Raw genomic sequence first — 22,339 nt, forward strand, 5'->3', positions numbered from 1 at the left:
GTCATGGATACTCTTGTTTGCGATCCATAGGGCGCTGTAATGGAGATGTGTCCTGTTCAGAGAGTGCATAAAAGTTGCTCAGGCTTGCGAAAAATACCAAAAAGCGTTCACCCATTTACGGGTGGGCTGCGTTAACGGGTCGCAACTGCATTCCGGTTTTTACAGGCTACAAAAAGCCACAGAGAAGTGGGTATTCTGGCTCAGCTGATTGGCAGTCCTGAAGGACAACAAGAACAAACAAGATTCCTGCCACTGCTGCTGCTGGTATTTTGGAGCTGAAGATGCACAGTAGACTGGAACACAGTACAGCAAAACGTGAGCTTCCCGTCTCCCAGCAGCCGGAAGTCGACTACGTGCGCGTCCGCTTTGCCGGAGACTCGGGCGACGGCATTCAGATGACTGGCACCCGACTTGCGGAAAGTGCCGCCCGGTTTGGCAATGACATTGCAACATTCCCTGACTTCCCGGCGGATATCCGGGCGCCTAGCGGTACGATCTATGGTGTCTCCGCCTATTCCCTCAATATCGGACACACGGAAGTCAGCACGTTCGGGGATGAAACCGATGCTTTGGTCGCACTCAATCCAGCGGCCTTGCGTAAATATCTGGAAGGCGTGAAGCAAAATGGCTTGCTGATCATTGACACGGATGCCTTCACCGAGCGTGCTATCACCAAAGCAGGCTTTTCCAGCAATCCTCTGGAGGATGCGTCACTCTCCAGCTTCCGCATGCTGCCGCTGGAGATTACCAGCAATACGGAAAAGGCGCTGAAGGAAACAGGCCTGTCTTCCAAAGATGCCCGTCGGTGTAAGAACATGTGGACCCTTGGGCTGGTGCTGTGGCTGTTCGAGCGCTCCACTGCAGATGTCGAGCTTTGGATCGATCAGAAGTTTCACAAGAAGCCGGATCTGGCCAAGGCCAATATCATGGCGCTTCAGGCGGGGCATCTTTATGGCGAGGTTGCAGACCTGCCGCCGGATGTGTCTCGCTACCGCATACAGCCCGCACCATTGATGGAAGGAGAGTACCGCTCGATCAATGGCAACGAGGGCATGGCCTATGGTCTGTATGCAGGTGCGACACTCGCCGATCTTGAGCTGTTTTATGGCTCTTATCCAATTACCCCAGCCTCTCCTTTATTGCACACCATCGCCAAGTTGAAAGAACTGGGTGCGATCTCGTTTCAGGCAGAAGATGAGATTGCAGCCATCTGCGCCGCAATTGGGGCTTCCTATGCCGGGCACCTTGGTGTTACCGGCTCATCCGGTCCCGGCATCGCGCTTAAGACAGAGGCTATAGGCCTTGCCATCATGACTGAGCTGCCACTGGTGATTGTCAACGTTCAGCGCGGTGGCCCTTCCACCGGCCTGCCGACCAAGACCGAACAGTCGGACCTGTTTCAGGCCATATGGGGCCGTAACGGCGATGCACCGCTACCCGTGATCGCGCCAGCTCATCCGGCGGAGTGTTTTGACATCGGCATTGAAGCAGCCAAGCTGGCCACAAAGCATATGACCCCGCTTATGGTGCTGTCGGATGGATATATCGCCAATGCCAGCGCACCATGGAAGCTGCCGGACTTCGGTGATCCTGCCTATGCGCCTTTTCCGGTGAAGAAGGCCAAGGATCCAGTCAACTTCCTGCCCTATGACCACGATCCCGACACCATGGCGCGTCCTTGGGCCGTGCCGGGCACAGCTGAGCTGATGCACCGTATTGGCGGGCTGGAGAAGCAGGCGGGCAGTGGCAACATCTCTTACGATGGTGAGAACCACCAACTCATGACCCAGATCCGTGCGCAAAAGCTGGAGGCAATCGCTAAAAGCATTCCGCCGCAGCAGGTGGAATCGGGGCAGACCACTGGCAAGCTGGCAGTGCTGGGCTGGGGCTCCAGTTGGGGCCCAATCCGCGTGGCAGCGCGGCGGGCAGAACTGGAAGGTAAGTCTGTCTCCCACATTCACCTGCGTCATCTTTGGCCGTTACCGCCCAATCTGCAAAAGCTGCTCTCCGGCTTTGACCGGGTGATCATTCCGGAGATGAACAACGGGCAGCTGGCAACCGTTCTTCGCAGTCAGATGGGTATTGAGGTGGAAAGCATTTCCTGCGTGAAGGGACGTCCATTCCTCGTGCGCGAGATTGCAAAAATCATTGAAGACGCGCTGGGAGCAACATCATGACTGATCTGAAACCAAAAGATTTTGCCAGCTCCCTTGATGTTCGCTGGTGCCCCGGTTGCGGTGACTATGCTGTTTTGAAGAGCCTGCATAAGATTCTCGCAGAGTCCGGTGCCAGACTGGAAGATACACTATGCGTCTCCGGCATCGGTTGTTCGTCGCGTCTGCCGTACTATATGGCTACCTACGGCTTCCATACGATTCATGGCCGTGCGCCCGCTATAGCGTCCGGTGCAAAGCTAGCTAACCCTGAGCTGGATGTCTGGGTGTTTACCGGCGATGGCGATGGCTTGTCTATCGGCGGCAACCATCTGCTGCATGCTCTGCGCCGAAATCTAGACATGCAGATTGTGCTGCTCAATAACCAGATCTACGGCCTGACCAAGGGCCAGTACTCGCCAACCTCACAGAAGGGCATGCGCACGCCAAGCTCTCCGGGCGGAACAGTGGAAATGCCTCTTAACCCGGCTCGCTTTGCCATTGGCGCTGGGTCCAAGTTCATCGCCCGCAGTATTGACACGCAGGCCAAGGTGCTTGGTCCTATTCTGGAAGCTGCCCGCGCCTTCGACGGCACGGCCTTCGTGGAAGTGCTGCAAAACTGCGTGATTTTCAATGACGGTGTTTTCGACCATTTGAAGGACAAGAAGCAGGGACCCGACCACACCATTTTGGTGGAACACAGCAAGCCAATGGTGTTTGGAGTGAACAGGAACAAAGGCCTTCGCGTGAAGCCCGGCGGGTTCGGGCTGGAGATCGTCTCCTTGGAAGAGAGTAGCCTAACAGAAGCTGACCTGTTGGTGCATGATGAGACCAATCATGCCCTTGCTGTTGCCTTGGCAGAGCTGGGCGAGAACGAGGGAGAGCCAACTGTGCTGGGCATATTGTTCCGCGAGCAGGCCACCGAGTTTGGGAAAGCCAGCCGCATCGGCCTGCCAGAAAAACCGCTGAGCATGGATGAAAAACTCTCACGCCTTTCAGCAGCCCTGCGCGCTGGTGAAACATGGGGCGTGGGGGAAGACGCTGCCTGACCTGTTTTGGCTCCGCCAACTTAGTTGGCTGAGGGCCTTCCAATACTGCAACAGTAGTCCGAAAGTGCTCGGCCACATCCTTTCAGGCGCGTTCCATCATGGACGGAGAGTTGATGACGTGGGATAAGGCTTTACTTGTTAAAGTTGTCTGCTCTAAAACTGTGATTTCACAGTGAGGGGAACAACATGCATGTAAAAATGCTGGGCTGCGGCGATGCCTATGATCCAAAAAGAACGAACTCATCTTTGCTGATCCGGGAGGGAGATTTCGAGCTTCTTATCGATTGCGGTCCGACCGTGCCCCAAGCCTTGTTTGCCAACGCAATGACAGCAGAGGATATCAGCTGTATCTACATCTCTCATTGTCATCCCGATCACTGTCTGGGCCTGACAACCCTGCTCAATTACATGAAGTCGTTTAAGCGCAGCAAACCGCTGTCTATATTTCGTCAGGCCTCTCAACATCAGGCATTGTACCGTCTCATGGAGTTCGCCTCGTGGCCAGAAAAGGGACTTGGCTTTGAGCTGTACTGGAAGGATTCCGAGAACCTGACAGAAATCGGTCCGTGGAGAGCGGAAACAACGCCGAGCAGTCATTCCGTCCCCAACCGAAGCCTGCAACTGACCGGGCAGGATGCGACGGTGTTTTACTCAGGCGACGGTTTGCTTTCCCCGCAAGGTGAGAGGTTCGCTGCGCAGGCCGATCTGGCCTTTATCGAGTGTGAGTACATGACAGCTGCAAACGGTCATGGTTCCTGGGCGGATGTGAAAGACCTTCAGAAAAAAGCGGGCAGTCGCTGGGTGTTGTACCACATTGATGATGCGTCCAGACTGGCCGTTGCAGATGCCATCACAGGCCACGCTGAATTCTCGCTGGGGGAAGACGGCCGTGAGTTTGATCTTGCAGGAGTGATGGCTTAGGCGGCGACCTGGGCCTTTCCAAGCCAGTCAGATGCAAAAGTTTTTGCTGTAAGTGGCTTGGCGAAGTGATAGCCTTGTGCGTAGCTGCATTTAATGTCGTTGAGAAGTTCAACCTGACAAAGGTTTTCGACACCCTCGGCAATCACTTTCAGGTCCAGCAGGTTGGCCATCGCCGTGATCGCCTCAACAATGTCGCGAGTAGCCTGATCCGCTTCCATTTTCTGCACGAAGCTTTGGTCAATCTTGAGCTTGTCGAGCTTTTGCGTACGCAGCTGCCACAATGCAGAATGGCCTGTACCAAAATCATCAATGGTGATCACCATGCCCGCCTGAGCCAGCGCATCCAGATTGGCCTGGGTGTGTCCAGCCTCGCTGATGAAGGCAGTTTCAGTCAGCTCAATCTCGTAGATCTCCGGCGAGACCTCCAGACTCTCTAATAATGAGAGGATCTCGGTAACGCGGTTTGGCTTGGCCAGTTCGCGCTCAGATAAATTGATTGCGATACGACCGGACAATGCAAAGCCTTCCGCCACCCACTGGTGATACTGACAGGCTGTTTCTTTGAGGAGCCAGTTTGAGATTTCAACGATGATATTTTGAAACTCTGCGATCGGAACAAATTCGGCAGGCGATATGGGGCCGAGCTGCTGATCCTCCCAGCGCATCAGCGCTTCCACACCGGCAAGCTCGTTGCTCTGCAGATCGACGATGGGCTGGTACTCAAGGCGCAGGCTGCCTTCCTCAATCGCCGTGGTGAGCTTATCGGCTATCTGAACTTTGCGGACAACCACATCTTCCATCTCGGTGGTGTAGAAGCTGAAGTCGAGATTGTTGTACTTGGAATGGTACATGGCAATGTCAGCCTGCTTCAACATGGTGCCGGTGGAGGTGCCTGTAGTCTGACTGAATGCAACCCCAATACTGGCGGAAAGGATCGGTGCCTGCTCGCCCAGATCAATTGGGGCCACCATTGCCGTTCTCAGACGATGTGCCGTCATCTCCGCTTCTGCAACGGAGGTGTCGCGGAGCAGGATAACGAACTCGTCGCCGCCTAGACGGGAAAGTAAGGCATTGTCCGCGACAACGCTTGCAAAGCGCATTGCAGCCTGAACCAGAAACTTGTCACCCGCATCATGCCCCAAAGTGTCATTGATCTCTTTAAAGCGGTTCAGATCAATATAGATGACTGCAAATTGACGGTCGCTCTGCTTGCTTGTTTCAATGGCCTTTTCCAGTTCCAGCAAAAAGTGTGCCCGGTTTGGCAGGCCTGTCAGAGCATCTGTGTAGGCAAGTTTCGAGAGCTTTTCTTCGCACGCTTTCTTCGCAGTGACGTCTTTCTTGATCGCCAGATAATACTGCTTGTTGGCACTGCCACTTTCCCATTCAACTGGCGAGATCCTGGAATGCTCAATGTATTCAGAACCATCTTTTCGCCGGTTGATGAATTCACCTTCCCACGGTTCACCGTTTGCCAGGGTAGCCCAAAGCTCGTCAAAGGTTTCCGGTGAGGTTTTGCCAGACTGGAGAAAGTCCAGATTGCGACCAATTGCGTAGTCGGTGGAGTATCCGGTCACCTTTTCAAACTGCGAGTTGACGTAGACAATCGTGCCTTCATGATCTGCAACCATGATGGTTTCGGCACATTGCTCTACTGCAACTGACAGAAGCTCAGGTGGGACAGGCACAAGATCCTCGGATAGATTCAAAATAGGCTTTTATGCTTTTCATAATTAAACTAAAAGATAATCGCAATGATTCACTGTAGATACCCAAGGAAATGATTTATATTTAATTGTCTTTAATTTTTAATGCAGGAATAACTGAATTTAAACTTGAAAGTATATATAAGTATTACTTGTCATAAATTTTATGAGAATTTTTGATATATTAGTAATAAACTTAAAAAGACGGTACTGCGCAGAGTTTACCGACAGGCCTACCTTGAAATAGAATTGCTGTTCTGCATCAGATTCAAGTGTCCTCTCATGCCGTCAGTGATATTTACTAGAAAACTTCCTGTGAATGACTGCTTTCCTATTGTTATCAGTGGATTATCTGGGAAATACAAGGGTAGATTGTATAGGAAAATAGGAGAGCAATTGCTCTTCATCATCCTAATCAAACGCCCTGCAACTGTGTGTATCCTTTGACATCTCTGCGTTCTCCAGTCGTGCTGCTTTCAACGGCCAGATCGAGCACCCGCTGAAGATTTGCAGCGGGACGGAAGGCTGGATGGCCGTTCACGCCGGACTGTGGCGCCTCTGTAACCTTGCGATAGTTATTTGGTGTTGGGGGGAGTTTAACTTGCTCCCAAGCTGCTTTTTCCAGATTGGGACCGGAACACACGAACAGCTCTCCAAGTGCCCCTGTATTAAGTGCCCCTGTATTGGTGACCTTGAGGGCGGCTCTTGTGCCATGCATACGCAAATGCAGATCATTCATGTGACCGGATGCAAAGCGACTGGCATGGATGACCCCGACGGCGCCACCTTCTATTTCTGCCATCATGGAGAAGCTGTCATTGGCGTCCAGCTTGTATTCACCAATCTGGTGCCCGGCGTTTTGTCAAATGTTTTCAGGTGACAGGAGATTGATTTGTACGGCGTTCCGATTGCAAAACCGGCAAAGTCGAGAATGTGAATGCCAACATCGCCGAGAACACCCAGTGAACCGTGAGCCTTAGATAGGCGCCAGAGCCACTTCTCTTCCTGATCCCAATGTCCCCACTGTTGGTTGCGTGAGCCAGCTTTGCAGATAAGACGCTTCGAAATGGCGAATCTCGCCAATCTCCCCCGTAGCAATGAGTTCATGGGCTTTCTGCAAGGCAGCCACATCGTGGTAGGAGAGGTTGACGATATTGATCAGCCCGGCCTTTTCCTCAGCGCTGGCCATCTCATCAGCATCTGGGAAGTTGCTGGCGAGCGGTTTTTCGCAGAACACATGCTTGCCAGCTGCCAGAAGCGGTATAGTGGTTGGGTAGTGTACGGCATCCGGCGTTACGTTTTCCGCGGCTTCAAATGCGCCCCATGCAAGCGCGTCTTCCAGCAATGTGAAGTGGTTTGCGATGTTGTATTCATCGCAAAATGCGTTCAACCGCTCTTTGTCGCGCTCAACACTGGCAACAATCTCGGTACCGTCAATCTCACCGAATTTTCTGGCATGGGCGTGGGCCATGCCGCAGTTCCTACATGTGCAAGGCGCATCAGCGATATCCCTCCTCGCCATCCCGGTGCAAACGCGGTCCGCGTTCCTCGATCTTCTCTGGCGCTTTATCAACCGGCACATTGGGGGCTGCGGTCGGATCAGTGATCTTTGGCTGCGGATTGTAGGTCCACTTCACGCCGTTGGCGATAACGCGCTGTACGATTTCGTTGTGGTAGGTCGGATAGGTCTCATGGCCCGGACGAAAGTAAAATATGTTACCTGTACCGCGCTTATAGGTCAGGCCAGAGCGGAAAACCTCACCGCCCTGAAACCAGCTGATGAAAACGGTTTCCAAAGGCTCCGGCACGCCAAAGGGTTCACCGTACATTTCTTCATTTTCCAGCTCAAAACTGTCAGGAACCCCTGCGGTAATCGGATGGTTGCGGGAAGTGATCCAAAGCCGCTCCCGTTCGCCAGCCTCACGCCATGTCAGGTTACAGGGCGCTCCCATCAAGCGCTTGAATGGTTTTGAGAAATGCGCCGAGTGCAGGAAGATTATGCCCATGCCGCCCCAGACACGTTCACACACGCGCTCTACAACTTCGTCGGCAACCTCACCATGAGCTGCATGGCCCCACCAGATCAGAACATCGGTGCCTGCAAGGCGCTCTTTGCTCAGACCATGTTCCGGGTCTTGCAGAACTGCAACTGAGGCTGAGATTTCCGGATCATTATTTAATGCTGCCGCAATGTGATTGTGCATGCCACCGGGATAGATATCTGCAACAACTTTGTTCTTTTGCTCGTGGACGTTTTCGCCCCAGACAATGGTCGTGATCATTGGCATATACCGATAGATGTGGATTGTTCTGACTGAGAACCAGTCAAAACTGCCAGATGGAAAAGGACTTTCTCGCAAAGAGAAAGACTGCGGAATTGCTGATTCGTGTTGGTGTGATACTAGCGCGCCCTTGGGCAGCAGAACACTGAAGATATTGGACCCGCTGTAACTTTATTGCCAGATCTCAGGGGGAGCATCAGAAATACACCCAAGCCGCGACCTTCCATGTGCCAACACGTCGCTTCGTCATGCTCCGTGAAAATGGTGTCGGAACCAAGGCTGATGCTATCTATGAACTGGGATGAGCGGTGGCAGGTTGCAGGACTGCGGTTTTAAGGCTTGATTGGTGTGATTCTGCACAGAACGGGCCGTTTCGGCTCTAAGTACAGAACGCCTTCGGGCTCCAGCTCATCCGCGTTCAGAACGTCAATGCCGAATCTGCTGGTGAGGCACGCCAAAACAAGAGTGCCATGCGGAATGACCGAGCTTGCTCCTGTGCACATGCGCAGGCCACGGCCAGAGGGCAGGAAGTTTTTCAGGATCATGTGTTGGTTTTTAACACCGGAGGTCATTTTACGATCATTGATCAGGAAATCCACCAGATGGGTTTGTTGAGTGAATGGACTATGCCCTACGCATAGCAGCCATGCGGTGCGCCATCTTGACAATTTGACTTGGTTTCATATATTTTGAAATCAAATTAAAAAATGAGATAAGTGCTATGAGCGTATCCCCACTAACCTACGGCTATCTGCTGCGTATCACCATTTCGTTCTTCATGAGCGTACTAATGTCTTTTGCCATGTTGGTATTGAACTTAGGGTTTGCCGAGGAATTTTTGGTGCTGTGGTTGAAGTCGTTTACGGTCGCTTTTTCACTGGCTGTTGTGTTCAGCTCGCTTGTCTTTCCATTTGTGACAGCACTGCTTGCAAAAGTCGTGAATGTACGCGACGAACCTATCGAGCTGCGTGAAGTAGCGGAGGGTTGTTAAACGCGATCTTTTCGCAAAATTAACCTGCTTGAGTAAACTGTGATGCGAAAAGTTGTTCGCCATGCTTTTTGCAATTGCTTTGTGATGCACGCGCGTATACGTGCATGGCTGATGCCACTGGCATCCAGGAATTCTTTTCAGCGCATTTTCTCCTAAACCATCTGCTTTCTGGTTCATCTCGGTAGGCGGATTTGTGCTGCTAGCAAGGACACACAATGGCTCAGTTCCTCGGCAAGCGAAACATGGGTATCGCACTAACGATCCTTTCTACGCTCATCTTCGCGATGCAGGATGCAATTACCAAGCAGCTTGTGACAGACCATCCGGTCTGGTTCATCCTGATGGTGCGTTTCTGGGTGTTGCTGGCGATTGCAATTGGCTGGGCCATGCTCAGCAAGCAAGGGTTCTATAACGTTGTGCGCACCAAACGCCCTAGCCTACAGATCATTCGCGGCCTGCTGCTGTTTGGCGAGATTTGCCTGATGACGTTTGCTCTCAGCATGTTAGGATTGGCTGAGGTCACTGCTATCTTTCAAGCCCATCCGCTGATTGTAACTGGTCTGGCGGCTCTCTTCCTTGGCGAAACTGTCGGCTGGCGCCGTGTCCTTGCAATGTTCTGCGGGATGGCCGGACTGCTTATCATGTTGCAGCCTGAGGGCGATATCGCCGGCTGGGGAGGCGTTGTTGCATTGGCGGCCTCGGTCACCTTCGCGCTCTACCAGCTGTTCACTCGCGTTGCGAGTCGGGATGATAGTGCCTTGACCTCGTTTTTCTATGTGGGCGTTGTGGGTGCAGTGCTTTCCACGTTCCTCGGTTCTCAGCACATGATGGCGCTCAGTGATGTGGATTGGGTGTTGCTACTTGCTATCTGCATGACAGGAACAGCCGCACACTTCCTGTTGATGAAAGCTCTTTCGCTCGCGCAAGCAAGCGATATTCAGCCGTTCAACTATCTGCAACTCGTCTGGTCAATCCCAATCGGGTTTATCGTGTTTTCCGACCTGCCGGTATGGAGCACGATTCTTGGTGCAATTGTTGTGGTTGGTGCAGGCCTCTTCTCGCTCTCCCGCCAACGCATCCGCGATGCAGAAAAAGCAGCTGTGATGGAACCTGAAGCCTAAGCAGAAACAGGCGCGGTAGAGCCGATAGTCGGATCGGATGCATCGCTACTCAAAGCACCGTTCGTAGATCTCTTCAATGCGGCCGGTTTCTTCTTCCGTCAGTGCAGCAAACTCCTTTGCTTTCGCTCGGTGGGAGAGTTTTCCGTTGTTCTGATTTAGGAAGCGGAACAACAGGTCGGCCAGACGGGCAGGCATATCGACAATCTGGCTCAGCTCGCGCTGGAAGCGATCGTGGTTCTGTAAAAAGCGGGCTTCCTCGGGAAGGTCGTGTTCGACGGTCCGCTTTACGCAGGCGTAGAGGAACTCTGCGTGGGCAGTTGCGTCGAAGAACCGGTAAAAGTCGGCGGTTTCGTTGGTCACTGTCAGGTTGCCGTGAGATGTGGGTTGCCAGTCGATCTTGCCAAGAAGGCGGGAGGAGTAGTCTTCTAGAACTTGCCGGTAAGTGTCGATGCGCTCCAGAATGACCGAGGAGACAGGGAACACCACGCCGGGAGGATTGAATCCGCGCTGAGCAAGAACATGGTGGAACAGGTAGCGGTGCAATCTACCGTTACCATCTTCAAACGGGTGCACATAAACAAATCCAAAGGCCAGAACAGCGGCAGCAAGAACAGGGTCTAGATGCTTGGCATAGTCCTGCGCAAACTCGATCATTCCCTTCATGAGATCTCTCAGATCCTCAGGCTTTGCGCTGATATGGTCAGGCACCGGCATACGGGTTTCGCGGTCATGCATGCCCACGAAGCCGCCTTCCTCACGTAGCCCAAGATGCACAAAGCGGTCGTCGCCAATCACGACCCGTTGGAGGCGGAGGAACTCGTCGATGCTCAGCGGCGTTTTGCCTGCCTCTGCAATGGCGCGGCCCCAGCGCTGAATGCGGTCATGCGCCGGACGCTCTCCCTCAATCGCAAAACTGGATTTACTGTCCTTCAAAAGCAGAAATGCTGCCGTGCGTGCAAGCAGATCTTTTGGAACAGACGCTGCCGAAGCCATGGCCTTTTCCTGCAGCTTGGCCTGCTGGAACTCCTCCAAAGCTGCACTGCGGAAAATGAGGGGGCAGAAGTGGGGTGTTCCCGGAAGGTTGTTGCGCACCCGCTGGCGCGGTGAGGGGACAGAGCTACCCCCAAACTGCTTTGTGGTATCAAGCGCATCCACGTAAGCGCCGGTTTCAACATCTGGCAGACCCAGCTGTTCCCCCAGTAGCCATTCATAGAGGAACCAGATACGCCTTGTATAACGGCCGGTCGGGCGCGAACGCACGAGCTCCTCAATAGGTTCCGGCCCGCATGCCAGAAATAACCGCTTCAGCACCGCCAGATCTAATCCTTCATTTTTCAATGCAAAGGTCAGGTGGCCGAGCAGTGTAGGCTCAGGTGCATGGCGAGGGGTGAAGATGCGCCACCCGTTCTGTTCTATGATCTTGTGGCGGTCCCCGATCGCACATAAAGTATGCGGAATAGGTATGCGCAGGTCGTATGCATCAATCAGGGCAGAATAGCCCGCCGGAGTTGCAGGGGCGGGAAGCCAGCTTTCATGAAAAACAGTTACTGCTTGTGAAAAAGGCTTATGCATGCGCTATCTCCATGATAAACTGTTACGAAACATAGCGTAGCACGGGGATATTGTGAATACCCGTTATTTTTATGCAGTATCTCTGAAAAGCTAATAAGCTTTGTGAAATTGCGTTATTTCAGGCCGGGCGTGCCGTCAAACTTACGCTCCAGACCCGACCAACAGTCCACATAATCATCCTGCAGGGGTGCCTCTTTCGCAGCAAATTCAGTCAGTTGTTGCGGAAAACGGGTCTCGAACATAAAGCTCATTGTGTCTTCCAGCTTTACAGGGTCCCAGCTGTTATGGGAGGCTTTCTCAAAAGCTTCCTGATCCGGGCCATGAGGGAGCATACAGTTGTGCAGGCTAATGCCACCGGGCACAAAGCCATGGGGCTTGGCATCATACTGCCCATAGATATTGCCCATGAGCTCGGACATGATGTTCTTATGATACCATGGCGGGCGGAACGTATCTTCCTGCGGGAGCCAGCGCGGTGGGAAGATTACAAAGTCGATGTTTGCTGTGCCTTCTTCTGCAGTGGGGGCGGTCAGAACGGTGAAGATTGATGGATCAGGGTGGTCGAAACTGATAGCGCCCACTGGCGAGAAGTGGCGTAAGTCATATTTGTAGGGCGCATAGTTGCCATGCCACGCCACAACGTCCAGCGGCGACTGGTCGATGGTTGTTCGGTGAAACTCACCGCACCATTTTACAGTCACATGGCAAGGTTGCTCAATGTCTTCAAACTGCGCAACAGGTGTTTTGAAATCCCGTGGGTTTGCAAGGCAGTTGGCGCCGATTGGGCCGCGATTGGGCAGCGTGAATTTAGCTCCATAGTTCTCGCAGATAAAACCTCTGGCTTTGCCGTCGGGCAGGCTGACCTTAAACACCATCCCACGGGGTAAAATGCAGATCTCCAGTGGTTCAAGATCGATGACCCCAAATTCGGTGGCAATCTTTAGCCGTCCGCTCTGGGGGACGATAAGTAGCTCTGCATCAGCGTTATAAAAGTACTCGTCATTCATGTCCGTGTTGGCCAGATAAACATGTGACGCCATGCCCATTTGCAGCCCAACATCCCCGGCGGTTGTCATGGTGTGGATGCCTTCGATGAATGTGAGCTTCTCGCTCTCTGGGAAGGGCGTAGGGTCCCAGCGGTACTGTCCAAGGGAGATCACATCCGGAATTTTGTTGGGGGCTGTTTTCCAATAGGGATGCGAGATTTTGTGCAGGTGGCCCAGATGCTTAACTGAGGGGCGAATGCGGTAGAGCCATGAACGTTCAAGCGTTCTGTGCGGAGCAGTGAAAGGAGAGCCAGAAAGTTGCTCGGCATACAGACCGTACTCGACGCGTTGCGGCGAATTACGCCCCTGTGGCAACGCTCCTTTTAAGGCCTCTGTCTCAAAGTCATTTCCAAATCCGGCCATGTACCCTGGCATGGTCCCGTAGCGACTATCGTGCTCATTCTCACCATTTTGACCAGTCGGTTGTTCCATGTTCCACTCCAAGGCAATAGCTGCGGGTTTTAAAGGGCGCTGAAGCTGCTGAAACCCAAAACGAGAATGGGTAAACCAATCAGACCACAGAACCCGAAGTGCACAATCAGCGCGATTTGGGGGAGGCAATACACCCCCTAAAAATTATGAGGTGAAAATGGCGAGGCCATGAGCCTTTGGTGATTTACCTGCTAACAATCCTTACCCTTCAAACAACAGCACCCATGATCCGCGGATTGGCTCATTCTTCATTGCCAGTAGGGTGATAGCCAGCAACCGGGCAGCTTGGCCGATGAGGCTGTCTTCAAGGTACCATGCACCGTGTAGAACGGGAGCGCGCCTTCCATCGCCTGCTTGAACGCAGGTGACGTGGCTCTTGATTTAGGATTGGCTTCGACTTTTTTGGAGATCGGAGCTTCCCGGTTGGTTGTGGCGAAACGGATATTGTTTGCCGTTTAGGTCCGCTTTCAGGCTGAGTTGGGCGCGTAAAAACGAGGACAAGTAGCGGCTTGTCGTCGTGGTTGTCATCCTTAAGGCGGACCTTATCCCTCTATGCTTGCCATGCGCAGCAAGTGGTATCGCCAACCGTAAGACTTGATCAATGGTGGCTGGTGAACGCATGAACCCTGTGCGGGGTGCAGCTTGCACGGTTTTGAAGCGGCCATAAACAAAGCCCTGAGCGTTTCCGCCCAGGGCTTTGTTGTTTCAGTCTTGGGAGACGGGCCTACGCCATTTCTTCTGCCTTAAAGCCAGGTGTTAGCTCCAGCGGAATGTCCTGATAGGAGACCGGCCGCAGGAAACGGCGGATTGCCATGGTGCCGACAGACGTTGCGCCGAAGTTGGTGGAGGCTGGGTACGGACCGCCGTGCACCATAGCGCCGCACACCTCCACGCCTGTCGCGAAGCCGTTTGCCAGCACGCGGCCAGCCTTGCGCTCCAGGAATGGCATCAGTTTGCGCGCTTCTGCGTGGTCTGCAGCATCAATGTGAATGGTGCACGTCAGCTGACCTTCAATGTGGCGTGCGACCTCCTGCATCTGCTCAACGCTCTTCAGCTTGACGACGATGCCGAGCGGGCCGAACACTTCTTCCTGAAGCTCTTTGTTAGCAAGCCAGTTGTCGCCATCAGTCACAAACATGTAAGGCTTGGCGCTGCGCGTTGTAGACGTGGTGCCCACAAGCTCTTCAACGCCCGGCTCTCCGGCGATCTTCGCCGTGCCAGAACGGTAGGCAGATGCGATACCGTCGGTCAGCATGGGCTGTTCGTCGGTCTTATCCAATGCATCTTTTGCGGTGGCGATGAAGGTGTCCGCATCCGGCCCTTCAACCAGTAGAACGATACCGGGTTTGGTGCAGAATTGGCCTGCGCCCATGCACAGCGAGCTTGCCCAACCTGCCGCAATCGCTTCGCTGCGATTTGCCAGAGCGTTCGGGAAGATGAAGTTTGGATTGATCGAGCCAAGCTCACCAAAGAACGGAATTGGCTCTGGGCGCGAGGTGCATAGTTCAAACAGCGCACGACCACCCGCAAGGGAACCGGTGAAGCCAACAGCTTTAATCAGCGGGTGTTGAACAAGTGCAGTGCCAACCTCATGGCTACCACCTTGCACCAGTGAGAAGACGCCCTGATGCATGCCGCAGGACTTGATTGCAGCATCAATGGCTTGAGCTACGATCTCCGCTGTGCCCGGATGTGCTTCGTGGCCTTTTACCACGACCGGACAACCCGCGGCCAACGCAGAGGCGGTGTCGCCGCCCGCAGTTGAGAATGCAAGTGGAAAGTTGGAGGCGCCGAACACTGCAACCGGTCCAATCGGACGTTGGCTCAAACGCAGGTCGGGGCGGGGCAGGGGCGCCCGGTCTGGCATGGCCGCGTCGTGAGTGAGTTCAAGATACTCGCCTTTTTCTATGTAGTCGGCAAACAGGCGCAGCTGGCCAACGGTGCGACCGCGCTCGCCGTTGAGGCGCATTTCCGGCAGGCCTGATTCCGCGCAGCCGATCTCAGTGATTTCAGCACCGCGTGCGTCGATCTCGTCTGCAATGGTACGCAACAACTTGGCGCGTTCAGCCTCAGTGGTCCAACCGAAGCTCATGAAGGCGTCTTCCGCCGCCTGCACGGCGCGGTCAATCAGGTCGGCTGTGCCACAAGAATAGGTTTTAGCATGGCCCGTGAACGGGGATGACACGAATTTCTGGGCATTATCAACCCACTCTCCGGCGATGAGATGGCGGCCTGTTAGCATTATTTCCTCGGCAGATGAAGGTTTCCGGCAGGTGCAGTGGCGTTGATGTGCGCCCCGCAATTATGATGTAACAGTGATATATCACTATAGTCCGTCATATTCAAGCGGATAACTTCGTATTGTGCAAAGGTTTTCTCTAGCGGAGCTTCTTAAGAGCTTCATCTTCCACACGAATTCGCAACGTCAGGACAGCACCATTGAGAACAGTGAAGAGGAGGGCCACCGGAAGCAGACCGAGCACCATGGGCGCAGTAAAGATTTCCAACGCCACCAGCAAGTAATTGGGATGGCGTACAAATGAAAATGGCCCTTTGGTCACCAGTGGTGTCTTCGCCACGATAATGCGTGTGGTCCAGCGACCGCCCATGCTGAGCAAAATCCAGAGCCGGAAGACTTGCAGCACGATAAAGACCGCCAGCCATGGGAGAGCGACCGGCTGGTTGTAGCCCAGGAGGATGAGTGCTGCGATCCACAGCACATGCAAGCTAACGATGATCGGGTAGTGCGATGCGCCCACCTCATACGCACCTTCTGCAAGAAGATGCTGCGTGTTGCGGCGGGCGATGACCAACTCGGAAAGCCGTTGGACAACAATAAATGCCAGGAATAATAGGGCAGCAAGTGAAACGTCAGGCATTGACCGTTCCCTCACGTTTTCGCAGGTCCGTCGCGTTTCGTTTATTGCTTGCTTCATTTGCCACAACGGCAATAGGTTGAAAAGACGCAGTGAAGCCTGGTCCCAGCGCACACATGATCATGTTTCCCTGCGCCCCCCGCTTCAGTACACGATCCAACACAAACAGCACAGTAGGCGCAGACATGTTGCCAAAATCTCGCAAAACCTCACGCTCCGCATCCAGTGCTCCGGGTTGAAGGTCCAGCGCATCCTCAATGGCCTGAGCCACTTTGGTGCCGCCCGGGTGGCAAACAAAGCGGTCAACATCACCCATGTTCATGGATAGCGCATCAAGCGTGCGGTCCACCACATCGCGGAAATGTTCTGCCGCAAAATCGGGGATAGAGCGGTCAAACACGACGCCGAGCCCGTCTTCTTCTACCTTCCAGCCCATGATGTTGAGCGTGTCCGGCCACATCTCCTGATGGCCTGGTGCCAGTTCAATTACGAAATTTGTATCCTTTGGCTTGGTGGCGGAAAGAACGGCTGCTGCTGCACCGTCTCCGAATAGAACGGTGGCGATTATGTCAGCTTTGGTGAGCTGATCGACACGCAAGGATAAAGAACACCCTTCCAACGCGACCAGTAAGACGTTGCTGCCCGGCTTCGCCTGTGCCAGGCGTTGCGCGATGGCCATGCCGGAAACGCCACCGGCGCAGCCTAGTCCAAAGACAGGCACGCGCATAATATCTTGACTGAAACCCATCTCCAGAAAGGCTTGCGCCTCCAGTGTTGGCGTTACAATCCCGGTGGAGGAAACTGTGACCACGCAGTCAATTTCATCTGCACGCAAATCTGCTTCAAGTAGCGCTTTGCGGGAGGCTTCAATAAACAATTCTTTTCCGGCACGCAGGTACATTTCGTTTCTGGTCTTCCAGTTCTGGGGTTCCAGATACCATTCAAGTGGCGCCAAGGAATGTCGCTTCTCCACGCCTGATGACATGAAGGAACCCGCCATACGCTCGAATGCAGGAAATTTGGGCCCGAGAAGATGCCGGGCATTTTCCAGAACAAGTGATTGGGGCTTTTCATATGGCGGCACCGCTGTTGCAAGGCCGGTCAGGTAAACGGGCATCAGCTCTCCAAACCCTATTTATATATTGTTTAATAGTGCTTCATCAACGTTATAGGCCCAGTCCAATACGTTGAAAATCCGGCGTTTATTGGGGTTGCTTTAGTGGGGTGAGAATGGGTGTCATGGAATGTCAGAAGGGGCTGGGACCTCCTTTTCATCTGCGGTTTTCTGCCGGTACGCGGTAAAGTGAGTAGCGTAGTATTGGGAAGCTCAGCGCCCATCGCCTCCGATGATAACGGGGCTGATTATTAAGCCGCTTGCTCCGGTTTACATGCCAAATCCCTTTGGTCTCCATTCAGACAGCGGATTGCAATCCCACGCATTTGGGCGCGCGCTCCGCCTCAACTCAATGATCCTTTCATACACCATCAGATGCATTAGGGTATGAATGAGCGCAAAGAGGGTAAACCACACCTTACCTTTGAGTCAGGGAATATGACTGATCGTCCTCCCGATGCTATGTGCGCGCCGGGAGATTAGACGCTGATTAGAGCGTCAGAACAAAGTGGTGCAACGTTAATGGATTGCTATTGTGCTGCACTGTCTTGGTGCCAGCCTTGTCCCACTGAAAGCCGCAGGCCAGCAACACGTTGGAGGAGGCGGGGTTATTGTCTGCAGCAAACGCTTCTAAGTAGGTTAATGTCCGCTCGGCCCGCGTCTGCTCTACAATGGCAAGAACAGATGCTTTGGCGTAGCCTTTGCCCTGATGCTTTTCGCCCACCCTGTAGCCGAGTTCTGCTGTGTCGTGGGGTGCTTTGCCCAGATTGCGCAGGTTTATGCGACCGACCAGTTCGTTGCTGTGGGAGCGGACCAGATAAAAACGGTCGGGATCTGCCATCAGGTCTCTAATCACCTGACGCAGAGACGTTTCCTCAAAATATTCAGGGCTCCGCGCGGGCACCCATTGTTCAAAGAACGTGCTGTTACTGCTTTCAAACTGGAGAACGTCGAAAGCATCCTCCTCACTTATCTCACGAAGGGCAATAGGCGGCAGGGCAAGCTGATTTGACGTATTCATAAAACATGCACTCTTTAAAATTGTCACTAAACTTTAACGGGTATTGCGAAAAGAGAAAACCCCTCACACAGGCAGGTGCAAGGGGCTTTCTTGTCTCACGTCTTGAATGATCTAAAGGTCCTCGCGGGTAAGCGCGTGGGCTGGAATGCTTGCGCAATCCATTTTCACCATGCCTTGCCCCTCCAGAAACACCCAGTTGCGGTTGACGCTGGTTGCCAGATATTTCTCATCGTCTGTATGGACCAGTTCATCCTGGCTGAACTTCGGCAGGATCCACGCTTTCATCAGCACCAAGTAGAGAGCAAAGGCGGAGAAAAAGCCGACGAAGTAGGACAAGTCGATGGCGTAGATTGCCAGTGCGCCGCCCACAGCCCATGCAATCAGGCCCGCCGGATTGCAGCCTGCGAAGTACTTAAACTGACCTTCTTCCTCATAAAGCTCTGGCACATTCAGGCGGCGTTTGCGGATCACGAAGTAATCGCAAATCATGATACCGCCCAGTGAGGCGAGCATGGCGCCGTAAAGGCCGAGATAAGTGAAGAGGTGATCAAGGATCAGCCATGGCATCGCCAGCGTGCCGACGATGGCCGCCAGCACCAGCCCCATGGCGTAGGTGATCCAAGGTGCACCGGCGTTCACGAATGTCAGCGCTGCCGGAATGAGGTTTGCGCTGGTGTTGGTGGACCACTGCGCCAGCACCACCATGATCAGCAAAACCACGAGCGTGATGCCAGTGCCCTGACCTTGAATAACCGTGATCGGGTTCCAGTCACCAGCTGCGATGAAGGAGACTGCTCCGATCAGTGCGATCCAGCTCTGGACCACGGGCAGAGCGATGAACTGGGCCAGAAATACGTTTTTGTTGCGCTTGAAAAAGCTTTTGGTGCCAGCTTCGACTTTCAGGAAGCGGGTGATGTTTGGAATGTCCACGGCAAGCGAAGACCAGAACGCCATGTTGGCGACAAACAGAGCGATAATGGAGATTTCCGAAGTTCCTGCAAAGGACCAGATGTCTTTTCCGCTTGCTGTGGCAAGACCGTCGAGGGTGAAATACATCCAGACAGAAATCGCGATGATGGCCGGAGCTGCGATCTTTGCAAGACGCTCAACAGCACGGATGCCCATGGCGGTGTTGGCGACCTGAAGCACAGCAAAGCCAACATACCACACCACCCAGTTATCAAAACCGGTGAGGTAGGCGAAGATGCCGTTCAGTGCCAGCGCACCAAGATAGGTCTGAATGCCAAACCAGACGGCAGCCACGATACCGCGGGTGATGGAAGGAATATGTGTGCCCACGGTGCCGAAAGGCGCGCGCAGGTAAACTGCGAAGGAAATGCCGTGTTCGGTGCCGATGTCAGCGGTCATCGCCATAACGATGCCAAGCAGCAGATTGGCGAAAAAGATGGTTGCGATCACGATTGGCAGAGGCAGACCTGCGACACCACCAGCACCCAGCTGGAACGTGGCGATGATCACCGCCATAGAGATCCAAAGTCCAATATAACCCCGGTTGGAGATGGCACGTTGATTGAGCCAGACGGGAAGGATGGCGGGCTCCATAAGGCGGGATTGGCCGCGCGAAGTCTCATCCATAACTTGGGTTTGCGCCATGTTCTAGATCCTGATGTATATCTATAATATGAGACAGTAAATCCTGGCAGGTCGAATGTATGCGCGTGCAAAAACAGCACTCGCGGCAAGATGTTGTGACAGTTCTACCGTTTTCAGGTAGCGCCACTACATGAACTGCGAGGCTGAATACAGCCTGATGAGATTGTTCTGCTAAAGTTGGCTATTTAGCTGGAAAATATGTGTTGTGCAAGTAGTGTTTCTGAAATTTTACTAGAATTTAGTTGGAATATAAGGGCAAAAATATTTGCTGCTCGCGTATAAATCTTCAGGACCTGATTTTTTGATCAACTGGTCAAAGTATTGGTCGAAATTTTCTTTTCTGGCGGGCCTCTAAACCTCAACGGGGTCCGAGGCACACTATTAAACAAACACACTTTCTCTGGTTTCGCGTAACAGGGGGCTGCATCAAAGCTCTGCTTCTGTGGCTTCCTTAAGCAAAGCGGTTTCCTGACCTGCGCTCAGCCCGCATTTTAGCGGTACGGCTCGTCGTGTGCGATCCCACTCCAGCAGCGGGCCCAGAGTTTCGGGCAAGGGCCGACAGGTTAATCCTGCAGTCTCGGCACGGGATGTGTCGATATTCATGAAGTGCTCGTAGTCTGCTGCAATGGATGGCAACATGACGGGAAGGTCCGTCCATGGCTGAATGCCCGCCTCCAGTATTTGCTCTTCTTCGATCCATCGGAGGTGGGCGGGTGATTTGGTGACTGCGATAATTTTCTGCAACAGGTCGCCCAGATAGAGCGGCTGACTGGTTACATTCCAGATGCCGCCGCGTGCTTCCTGAGCACATGCCAGCGCGAAATCTGCTACATCCCGCACATCAATCATCTGCACTTTACGGGAAGCAGGAGCTGGCGCAGGCACGGTTGGGTGCTCGGTTTTTGCCTGATCAATCCGCCGAACCCACCATGTTAGCCTGTCCATGTAATCACCCGCTCCAATCAGCAGGCCAACCCGCAGCGAGGTGGCCTTGTCGCCAAGCATCTGCTCTGCAGTCTGTTCGCAGGCGCGTTTTAGCGGGCCATAAGAAGCGCTATAAGAGTCGGCAATGCTGCGCTCCTTAGGGGCAAGAGCACGCGCAAGTGAAAGATCTTCCTGCGTTGCGTCTGGAACAGTATCCCGCTCATTGAGCCTTGGCTTTGTAAAGGTGCTGTATGCAGAAATGGAGGAGATAAACACATAGCGCTGTAGCTTGTCTCCAAGCGCTTCAAGCAGGTGGCGGACGGCATCTGGTGCAAATGCGCAGGTATCAAAAGCCCAGTCGAACTCCCTGTCCTGCAAAATATTGAGATCACCGTATCGGTCTGCTGCAATGGCTTCCACGCCCTGTGGCAGCGCCCGATTGGTGTGCCCGCGCATCAGCACCGAAACCTCGTGTCCAGCTTCGGCAAGCGCATCCGTTATCGCACCGCCAAGAAACCCCGTGCCCCCAACAACCAAAACTCGCATAGTGCTCTCCCCCGTTTGTTTGCCCAGGCTATCTACGTCTCTGTGGTTGTCCAGTCACACCCTCAAGTTTTATGGTCAGCACAAATTTGATCTAACAGTTGCGCCAGCTTCGTTCCTATGTCCTCAGCTGGTGGAATAGAAGCGCAGAACAGGTGGGAACAATCATGTTGTTCTTTGTTTCTCCTACAAAGCACTTCGCTATGATGACGCTTTATCTCTGAGATTCGGTGGCGGTCGCTTCTGTGAAGAGGTTGGGAGGGAGTTCAGCTAGATGACCGATATTGTAAATGGCCTGCTACTGCGAAACCAACGTGTCCTCATGGGGTTGCGGTCGCCATTACGTAGAACTTTCCCAAGTGTGTGGAGCTTCCCCGGTGGGCATGTTGAAACTGGAGAGACACTTGAGGAGGCCCTTAAACGCGAACTTGGGGAGGAAGTTGGTGTAGAGCCAATGGCCTTTGCCAAACTCACCCAATTCAGCACACAGGCTGATATAGGGAAGGAGCCAATCGTATTCCATCTGTTCACTGTAGATCAGTGGGTTGGTGAGACAGAGAATCTGGGTGATGAGCACACTGAACTGCGTTGGGTGGACCACCGCGACGCAATCAACCTTCCGGGCCTTGCCTTTCCGCAATACCGGAATGTGTTTGATACCTTGAAGGAAAATGGTGCGCTGTCCTGACAACTCTTGCGGTCAGCTTTGAATATCCTGTTGTGCATCCGGCCCGCTGATCTTGCGGCCCCATTTGATGTTGGACCAGACCAACTCATGTAAAAAGTAGCAGATGAAGCCGAGGGTGGAACTGACAATAGCGATACCGCCGCCAACAGAAACTGAGCCTGTGAAGACGAAGCCAATCAAAGTCATGGAGAGAAGCCCCATGATCTGCCAGGTGACTGATTTCGTAAAAATACGCTGTGCTGAATCCATCTGAGATGCCCAGTTAAATGACTGCTTATAACCTCGTTGC

Annotated in this window: 18 protein-coding genes and 1 pseudogene; 6 read left to right on the top strand and 13 right to left on the bottom strand. The window is 53.4% G+C overall.

Translation table 11 applies throughout. The annotated features are described in order from the left end of the window. Positions 1 to 281 precede the first annotated feature (281 nt). The 3 genes from IE076_RS17985 to IE076_RS17995 all read left to right on the top strand — a co-directional run bounded on the left by IE076_RS17985 (position 282) and on the right by IE076_RS17995 (position 4,123). Entirely contained in the window at positions 282 to 2,177 is a 1,896-nt protein-coding gene (locus tag IE076_RS17985) for a 2-oxoacid:acceptor oxidoreductase subunit alpha (protein ID WP_189438171.1), read from the top strand. Then, on the top strand, positions 2,174 to 3,202 hold the full coding sequence (locus IE076_RS17990) for a 2-oxoacid:ferredoxin oxidoreductase subunit beta (protein WP_189438172.1): 1,029 nt from the start codon (positions 2,174 to 2,176) through the stop codon (positions 3,200 to 3,202). Before IE076_RS17985 ends, IE076_RS17990 begins: the two co-directional genes overlap by 4 nt. Before the next feature lie 186 nt (positions 3,203 to 3,388). Then, entirely contained in the window at positions 3,389 to 4,123 is a 735-nt protein-coding gene (locus tag IE076_RS17995; RefSeq protein WP_189438173.1) for an MBL fold metallo-hydrolase, read from the top strand. On the opposite strand, the gene IE076_RS18000 is transcribed toward IE076_RS17995, so the two are convergent. The 4 genes and pseudogenes from IE076_RS18000 to IE076_RS18015 form a co-directional block, all read right to left on the bottom strand. After that, complete coding sequence (locus tag IE076_RS18000) at positions 4,120 to 5,829, bottom strand: putative bifunctional diguanylate cyclase/phosphodiesterase (RefSeq protein WP_209009226.1); 1,710 nt, start codon at positions 5,827 to 5,829, stop codon at positions 4,120 to 4,122. The two genes, IE076_RS17995 and IE076_RS18000, sit on opposite strands and share 4 nt — an antisense overlap. Positions 5,830 to 6,241: 412 nt before the next feature. After that, a pseudogene (locus tag IE076_RS18005) lies at positions 6,242 to 7,326 on the bottom strand (Gfo/Idh/MocA family protein). Continuing rightward, complete coding sequence (locus IE076_RS18010) at positions 7,326 to 8,108, bottom strand: ThuA domain-containing protein (protein WP_371871517.1); 783 nt, start codon at positions 8,106 to 8,108, stop codon at positions 7,326 to 7,328. The pseudogene IE076_RS18005 and the gene IE076_RS18010 overlap by 1 nt, the downstream one beginning before the upstream one ends. A gap of 332 nt (positions 8,109 to 8,440) precedes the next feature. Next, positions 8,441 to 8,680 (bottom strand): hypothetical protein, encoded by a 240-nt coding sequence (locus IE076_RS18015; protein ID WP_189438174.1) that lies wholly within the window; start codon positions 8,678 to 8,680, stop codon positions 8,441 to 8,443. Positions 8,681 to 8,829: 149 nt separating this feature from the next. Between IE076_RS18015 and IE076_RS18020 the strand changes: the two genes are divergently transcribed. Beyond that, entirely contained in the window at positions 8,830 to 9,099 is a 270-nt protein-coding gene (locus IE076_RS18020) for a DUF2798 domain-containing protein (protein ID WP_189438175.1), read from the top strand. Positions 9,100 to 9,314: 215 nt separating this feature from the next. Then, positions 9,315 to 10,220: a DMT family transporter gene (locus IE076_RS18025; RefSeq protein ID WP_189438176.1), complete on the top strand. Its 906-nt coding sequence runs from the start codon at positions 9,315 to 9,317 to the stop codon at positions 10,218 to 10,220. Between the two features lie 45 nt (positions 10,221 to 10,265). Here IE076_RS18025 and IE076_RS18030 read toward each other — a convergent pair whose 3' ends face one another. The 8 genes from IE076_RS18030 to IE076_RS18065 form a co-directional block, all read right to left on the bottom strand. Next, on the bottom strand, positions 10,266 to 11,792 hold the full coding sequence (locus tag IE076_RS18030) for a Fic family protein (protein ID WP_189438177.1): 1,527 nt from the start codon (positions 11,790 to 11,792) through the stop codon (positions 10,266 to 10,268). Positions 11,793 to 11,905: 113 nt separating this feature from the next. Next, positions 11,906 to 13,213 (bottom strand): homogentisate 1,2-dioxygenase, encoded by a 1,308-nt coding sequence (hmgA, locus tag IE076_RS18035; protein WP_244649723.1) that lies wholly within the window; start codon positions 13,211 to 13,213, stop codon positions 11,906 to 11,908. Positions 13,214 to 13,994: 781 nt separating this feature from the next. Continuing rightward, complete coding sequence (locus IE076_RS18040; protein ID WP_189438179.1) at positions 13,995 to 15,512, bottom strand: aldehyde dehydrogenase (NADP(+)); 1,518 nt, start codon at positions 15,510 to 15,512, stop codon at positions 13,995 to 13,997. Positions 15,513 to 15,648: 136 nt separating this feature from the next. Beyond that, positions 15,649 to 16,149 (bottom strand): isoprenylcysteine carboxyl methyltransferase family protein, encoded by a 501-nt coding sequence (locus IE076_RS18045; protein ID WP_189438180.1) that lies wholly within the window; start codon positions 16,147 to 16,149, stop codon positions 15,649 to 15,651. Next, positions 16,142 to 17,263, bottom strand: a complete 1,122-nt coding sequence (locus IE076_RS18050; RefSeq protein ID WP_189438181.1) for a type III polyketide synthase — start codon at positions 17,261 to 17,263, stop codon at positions 16,142 to 16,144. The genes IE076_RS18045 and IE076_RS18050 overlap by 8 nt, the downstream gene beginning before the upstream one ends. Positions 17,264 to 17,750: 487 nt before the next feature. Then, a complete protein-coding gene (locus IE076_RS18055) occupies positions 17,751 to 18,281 on the bottom strand; it encodes a GNAT family N-acetyltransferase (protein ID WP_189438182.1) in 531 nt (176 codons plus the stop codon). Positions 18,282 to 18,392: 111 nt separating this feature from the next. Continuing rightward, complete coding sequence (locus tag IE076_RS18060) at positions 18,393 to 19,895, bottom strand: NCS1 family transporter (RefSeq protein WP_209009227.1); 1,503 nt, start codon at positions 19,893 to 19,895, stop codon at positions 18,393 to 18,395. Positions 19,896 to 20,321: 426 nt separating this feature from the next. Continuing rightward, positions 20,322 to 21,365: an NAD-dependent epimerase/dehydratase family protein gene (locus tag IE076_RS18065; RefSeq protein ID WP_189438183.1), complete on the bottom strand. Its 1,044-nt coding sequence runs from the start codon at positions 21,363 to 21,365 to the stop codon at positions 20,322 to 20,324. Positions 21,366 to 21,636: 271 nt separating this feature from the next. Here IE076_RS18065 and IE076_RS18070 point away from each other — a divergent pair, with 271 nt between their 5' ends. Further along, positions 21,637 to 22,050, top strand: a complete 414-nt coding sequence (locus IE076_RS18070; RefSeq protein ID WP_189438184.1) for an NUDIX hydrolase — start codon at positions 21,637 to 21,639, stop codon at positions 22,048 to 22,050. A 12-nt stretch (positions 22,051 to 22,062) separates the two neighbouring features. On the opposite strand, the gene IE076_RS18075 is transcribed toward IE076_RS18070, so the two are convergent. Continuing rightward, the gene (locus IE076_RS18075; RefSeq protein ID WP_189438185.1) at positions 22,063 to 22,299 is read right to left on the bottom strand and encodes a DUF2061 domain-containing protein; all 237 of its coding nucleotides are present in this window, start codon (positions 22,297 to 22,299) and stop codon (positions 22,063 to 22,065) included. Positions 22,300 to 22,339: the final 40 nt, after the last annotated feature.

It is taken from the genome of Pseudovibrio japonicus (assembly GCF_014651595.1).
In the GTDB taxonomy this organism is placed as follows: Bacteria; Pseudomonadota; Alphaproteobacteria; order Rhizobiales; family Stappiaceae; genus Pseudovibrio; species Pseudovibrio japonicus.

Excerpts from the sequence above, each read along its gene's own strand:
- IE076_RS17985 (WP_189438171.1), top strand. The coding sequence starts at position 282 with ATGCACAGTAGACTGGAACACAGTACAGCAAAACGTGAGCTTCCCGTC.
- IE076_RS17990 (WP_189438172.1), top strand. The coding sequence starts at position 2,174 with ATGACTGATCTGAAACCAAAAGATTTTGCCAGCTCCCTTGATGTTCGC.
- IE076_RS17995 (WP_189438173.1), top strand. The coding sequence starts at position 3,389 with ATGCATGTAAAAATGCTGGGCTGCGGCGATGCCTATGATCCAAAAAGA.
- IE076_RS18010 (WP_371871517.1), bottom strand. The coding sequence starts at position 8,108 with ATGATCACGACCATTGTCTGGGGCGAAAACGTCCACGAGCAAAAGAAC.
- IE076_RS18015 (WP_189438174.1), bottom strand. The coding sequence starts at position 8,680 with ATGACCTCCGGTGTTAAAAACCAACACATGATCCTGAAAAACTTCCTG.
- IE076_RS18020 (WP_189438175.1), top strand. The coding sequence starts at position 8,830 with ATGAGCGTATCCCCACTAACCTACGGCTATCTGCTGCGTATCACCATT.
- IE076_RS18025 (WP_189438176.1), top strand. The coding sequence starts at position 9,315 with ATGGCTCAGTTCCTCGGCAAGCGAAACATGGGTATCGCACTAACGATC.
- IE076_RS18030 (WP_189438177.1), bottom strand. The coding sequence starts at position 11,792 with ATGCATAAGCCTTTTTCACAAGCAGTAACTGTTTTTCATGAAAGCTGG.
- hmgA (WP_244649723.1), bottom strand. The coding sequence starts at position 13,213 with ATGCCAGGGTACATGGCCGGATTTGGAAATGACTTTGAGACAGAGGCC.
- IE076_RS18040 (WP_189438179.1), bottom strand. The coding sequence starts at position 15,512 with ATGCTAACAGGCCGCCATCTCATCGCCGGAGAGTGGGTTGATAATGCC.
- IE076_RS18045 (WP_189438180.1), bottom strand. The coding sequence starts at position 16,149 with ATGCCTGACGTTTCACTTGCTGCCCTATTATTCCTGGCATTTATTGTT.
- IE076_RS18050 (WP_189438181.1), bottom strand. The coding sequence starts at position 17,263 with ATGCCCGTTTACCTGACCGGCCTTGCAACAGCGGTGCCGCCATATGAA.
- IE076_RS18055 (WP_189438182.1), bottom strand. The coding sequence starts at position 18,281 with ATGAATACGTCAAATCAGCTTGCCCTGCCGCCTATTGCCCTTCGTGAG.
- IE076_RS18060 (WP_209009227.1), bottom strand. The coding sequence starts at position 19,895 with ATGGCGCAAACCCAAGTTATGGATGAGACTTCGCGCGGCCAATCCCGC.
- IE076_RS18065 (WP_189438183.1), bottom strand. The coding sequence starts at position 21,365 with ATGCGAGTTTTGGTTGTTGGGGGCACGGGGTTTCTTGGCGGTGCGATA.
- IE076_RS18070 (WP_189438184.1), top strand. The coding sequence starts at position 21,637 with ATGACCGATATTGTAAATGGCCTGCTACTGCGAAACCAACGTGTCCTC.
- IE076_RS18075 (WP_189438185.1), bottom strand. The coding sequence starts at position 22,299 with ATGGATTCAGCACAGCGTATTTTTACGAAATCAGTCACCTGGCAGATC.